This is a genomic window from Pseudomonas sp. HMSC066A08, assembly GCF_001813025.1.
GTDB lineage: Bacteria > Pseudomonadota > Gammaproteobacteria > Pseudomonadales > Pseudomonadaceae > Pseudomonas > Pseudomonas aeruginosa.
The window spans coordinates 1-3,863 of the sequence record NZ_KV811361.1 but is presented as its reverse complement, the minus strand read 5'-3'; the positions used below and the strand labels follow the sequence as shown (position 1 = coordinate 3,863).

The 3,863-nt window shown below is 65.9% G+C and carries 6 protein-coding genes and 1 pseudogene; 5 read left to right on the top strand and 2 right to left on the bottom strand.

Annotated features, from left to right (window positions below; genetic code table 11):
- On the bottom strand, window positions 1-291 hold a 291-nt coding region (locus HMPREF2886_RS28150; RefSeq protein WP_256562601.1), incomplete at its 3' end, for a contractile injection system protein, VgrG/Pvc8 family.
- 253 nt (window positions 292-544) lie between these two features.
- Between HMPREF2886_RS28150 and eagT6 the strand changes: the two genes are divergently transcribed.
- From eagT6 to HMPREF2886_RS28125, 5 genes are read left to right on the top strand one after another with little or no spacing between them, the layout of a single operon-like run.
- A complete protein-coding gene (gene eagT6, locus HMPREF2886_RS28145) occupies window positions 545-979 on the top strand; it encodes a type VI secretion system effector EagT6 (RefSeq protein ID WP_033968156.1) in 435 nt (144 codons plus the stop codon).
- A 15-nt stretch (window positions 980-994) separates the two neighbouring features.
- Window positions 995-2,299, top strand: a complete 1,305-nt coding sequence (locus tag HMPREF2886_RS28140; RefSeq protein ID WP_039027610.1) for a PAAR domain-containing protein — start codon at window positions 995-997, stop codon at window positions 2,297-2,299.
- Complete coding sequence (locus HMPREF2886_RS28135) at window positions 2,296-2,829, top strand: hypothetical protein (protein WP_023126816.1); 534 nt, start codon at window positions 2,296-2,298, stop codon at window positions 2,827-2,829. Before HMPREF2886_RS28140 ends, HMPREF2886_RS28135 begins: the two co-directional genes overlap by 4 nt.
- A gap of 46 nt (window positions 2,830-2,875) precedes the next feature.
- On the top strand, window positions 2,876-3,139 hold the full coding sequence (locus HMPREF2886_RS28130) for a hypothetical protein (protein ID WP_003123786.1): 264 nt from the start codon (window positions 2,876-2,878) through the stop codon (window positions 3,137-3,139).
- A gap of 11 nt (window positions 3,140-3,150) precedes the next feature.
- The gene (locus HMPREF2886_RS28125; protein ID WP_269326411.1) at window positions 3,151-3,378 is read left to right on the top strand and encodes a hypothetical protein; all 228 of its coding nucleotides are present in this window, start codon (window positions 3,151-3,153) and stop codon (window positions 3,376-3,378) included.
- A 6-nt stretch (window positions 3,379-3,384) separates the two neighbouring features.
- Here the strand turns inward: HMPREF2886_RS28125 and HMPREF2886_RS28120 are convergent.
- Window positions 3,385-3,863, bottom strand: a pseudogene (locus HMPREF2886_RS28120) (type VI secretion system tip protein VgrG); the annotation flags it as partial.

Here is a 3,863-nt window from a genome sequence, read left to right as displayed (position 1 = left end):
GCGCAGGGTGACCTGGTAGCTGGCGAACTGGCCGTTGCCGGATCCCTGGCTGCAAGCGGCGACGATGCCGTGGAAATACCGTCGGCTGCCGTCGTGCAGTTCCAGCGCCAGGCTGGCCGGCTTGCCCAGCAGCCCGTCGAGTGGCAGGTCGGGGTTTTCCGAGATCAGTTCCAGCTCGTAGGCGAACGGCCGGCCGAGCTCTTCGCGACCCTCCATTCGCTGCAATTGCAGGACCTCCGCGCCGAGCGGACTGTCGACCCGGACCAGGCGGGTCTGTTGCGCAAGTGCCATGAAATCATCCTTGATCCACGTCCATCACTGGCGCCGTTGGAGCGGCGCCACCCACGCAGCATAGGCGCGGATGCGGTGGAAAGGGGAGATGCGCGATACAGATTCCGACGAGCGCCCCGACCGACGGCGAACAGGCAGAAGGCCATCACGAAAGGCCGCTTCGGGCCAGGAAAGCCTTGATTCACGAGCAACATTCCGTAAAGCTTTTGTCCAGCAATGACTCACTCAGAATCCTAGGGAAGGGGTTAACACAGTGACGCTCTATCGCCTCCACGAAGCCGATCTCGAGATTCCCGATGCCTGGCAGGACCAGAGCATCAACATCTTCAAGCTCCCCGCCAGCGGCCCCGCCCGCGAAGCCAGTTTCGTCATCAGCCGCGATGCCAGCCAGGGCGACACGCCGTTCGCCGACTATGTCGCCCGCCAACTGGAGAACGCCGAGAAGCAATTGCCCGGCTTCAAGCTGCACAAGCGCTGGGACATCAACATCCACGGCCACGCCGCCGTGCTCCTCGACTACCAGTGGCAGCGCGAAGGTCGCGACCTGATGCTGCGCCAGGTGTTCATCGAGCGCCGCCCGGCCGTGCTGATCACCACCCTGACCACCACCCCGGCTGACCTGCCGCACCACGAGCCGGCCTGGAAGCAGGCGATGCAGACCCTGGTCCCGCGCCCGACCCCTAGCTGACCCGAGTACTGACGCATGGATGCGCAAGCCGCCGCCCGACTGGGCGATGAGATAGCCCACGGTTTCGGTGTCGCCGCGATGGTCGCCGGAGCCGTGGCCGGCGCCCTGATCGGCGCCGCCGTGGTCGCCGCCACCGCCGCCACCGGCGGCCTGGCCGCGGTGATCCTGGCCGGTTCGATCGCCGCCGGCGGGCTGTCGATGTTCCAGATCGTCAAGGGCCTGACCACCATCTTCGAGCTACCCGAGCCGACCACCGGGGTGCTCATACGCGGCAGCTTCAACGTCTACGTGAACAGTCGCAACGCGATGCGCGCCGGCGACGACGTCTCCGCCACCTGCAGCGGCCTGCCGCTGAACCATCCGCTGTGGCCGTTCCCGGTGCTGATCGCCGAAGGCAGCGCCACCGTGTACATCAACGGCAAGCCGGCGGCGCGCCTGCAGAGCAAGATGGTCTGCGGCGCGCACATCAAGACCGGCAGCCAGGACACCTTCATCGGCGGCCCCACCGAGCGGGTGGCCTTCGTCCTCGACCTGGAGGAATGGCTGCACACCGGCCTCGAGGCGCTGGGCCTGGCGGCCCTAGCCGGCGGCCTGCTGCTGGCGGCGATGGCCGGGGTCGCGGCGCTGGCCGGCTTCGTCGCCATCGGCGGGCTGATGATGGGCGGCATGGCCCTGCTCGGCGACCTCGGCGACCGCCTCGGTCCCGGCTACCGCGACCTGTTCCAGGGCGTGGCCGGCATGGCGCTGCTGGGCTTCGGACCGAAGATGGCACGGCTCGGCCGGACCTCGGCGGCCGGCGAGGTACGCACGCCCGCCTACAAGCGCGGCAGGACCGAAGCGGATATCCTGGGCCTGGCCAAGGGCAAGCGACCGCCTCCCAGCGAGTACCTTAAGAAGTCCTATATCGACAAGCACCTGAAGGTGTTCAAGGAAGAGGGCGGCTCTTTCCTTTTCACCACCGACGACATCGCCAACCCGAACTACACCTCGTTCAACCCGAACAAGTTCGTCATGGCCAAGTCCGACCTGAACTCCGTGGTCGCCGAGTACAAGCGCACCGGCGACGTATCCGTGCTGGAATCGGCGCTGGGGTACGACCCAGGCTCGCTGGCCGGCAAGGAGATCTACATGCTAAACCTGGAGAACCCGAAGGTACTGATGCCGACCGGCAACGAGGGCGGGGTCAACTCGCTATGGCGGCCCGGCGGCCTCACCCACCCGGGCGGCATGCGCGAGGCGGTTCTGGACAATGTGGCGATCCCCCATGGAAACGATGTAAACGTACTGATGTCGACCCACGACATCGCGAGAATCCAATGAGCATGAACCCGGACAACGTTCTGACCCTGGCACTGGCCAACGACGAGCTGGATCGCTTCCTCGTCGGCGAACCCTTCTACTTCCTCGAGGCCCGCAGCGACAACGAGGAGCCGCAGAACGTCAGCCAGGCGTTCGACCAGTTGCTGATGCCGTACTGGCGCGCCACCCACGATCCGGACTTGCCCTTCCGCTTCATCGCCGCGCTACTGAAGATCCTCGCCACCTATCCCGATCGCAACCGGGCGATCTACGTCGCCCAGAACTGGATCTGGTACTACCGCTTCTGCCTGTCGAAGAAACGCGCGAATCCGCAGGGCCCCTACGGTGATCTGTTCGAGGTCGACCTCGGCGCCGTCGCGGTCGCGCTGAAGCGGCAGCTCGAGGCGAACAAGGACGAACTGATCCGCGACACCCGCTGGGCGGGCGCTACCTGGAACAGCAGCAACGGCCTGTGGGGTCCGCTCTTGCGCACATCCACGACGGTACGCGACAAACTCGACGGGCCGGATTTCGTTCCCGACACCCCGTGAGGCACGGACGCTGACGCCAGCCGAACGAACCAGCGAGAAGCAACCGATGAATCTGCAAACCTACCTGGTCAGCCGCGAGCACGTCTTCAGCATCGGTATCGAGACCGACTCCGGCCAGCACTACCTGTCCTTCCCGGTGGGCAACCGCCTGGTGGACTACGAGGAGTACTACCGGATCGATGCCGACGACTTCGCCCGCTACCTCCGCGACATGGGTTCGGCGCTGGAGTTCGTCGAACGCTGCCGACGCCGGCAAATGGACCATCTGCTGCTGGTCGCACCCGGCAACGACCGCGGCAGCGCGCTGTAGCGGCGATGGGCATGCACAAGGGCGAAGCCTTCGCCAGTCGGGACATCTACCTCGACTACGATTTCGAGGCGGTCACCTACCGCTGGGACCACCGCACCGCGCTGATCTACGTGCGCTTCTACGGCACAGCGGAATGCCCGGAGCCGGTGGCGTATCACAACCGGCTGTTCAACGACGCGTTGCGCTTCGGCCGTGAGATCAGCCGCGAGGAATATGAACGCGGCTTTCCCTTCCGCTGAGCAGGCTCAGCCCTTCGCCGGCGGCGGAAACATCGCCTGTACCTGGCCGTCGATGGTGCCCTGCACGCCCTTGCCCTTGGCGTCGACCTCGCTGGCGCCGCCGGAATTGAGGTCGAGGCGGCCACCGGTGTCGATGTTGCCGTTGCCGCTGGCGTAGAGGTTGAAGGCGCTGCCGGAGATATTGATGGTGCCGTCGGCGTTGAACTCCAGCACGCTCTTGCCGCAGACCAGGCGGATCTGCGCGCCGGCCTCGATCAGGTAGGTGCCGGTGACGCTGTCGCTCTTCGCCCCGCCCACCAGCAGGGTGTCGTTGAGCTTCACCGCGCGGGTGCGGTTGTTGCCGATGCGCGCCAGCTCGTCGTGGCCGATGCTCTTGTTGCGGTCGTGGCCGACCGACAGCGAGGCATCGTTCTCGACCAGGTTGTCCTGGTTGCGCTCGGCGTGGATGTATAACTGCTCGGCGCCCTTCTTGTCCTCCATGCGGA

Excerpts from the sequence above, each read along its gene's own strand:
- HMPREF2886_RS28135 (WP_023126816.1), top strand. The coding sequence starts at position 2,296 with ATGAGCATGAACCCGGACAACGTTCTGACCCTGGCACTGGCCAACGAC.
- HMPREF2886_RS28140 (WP_039027610.1), top strand. The coding sequence starts at position 995 with ATGGATGCGCAAGCCGCCGCCCGACTGGGCGATGAGATAGCCCACGGT.
- HMPREF2886_RS28130 (WP_003123786.1), top strand. The coding sequence starts at position 2,876 with ATGAATCTGCAAACCTACCTGGTCAGCCGCGAGCACGTCTTCAGCATC.
- HMPREF2886_RS28125 (WP_269326411.1), top strand. The coding sequence starts at position 3,151 with ATGCACAAGGGCGAAGCCTTCGCCAGTCGGGACATCTACCTCGACTAC.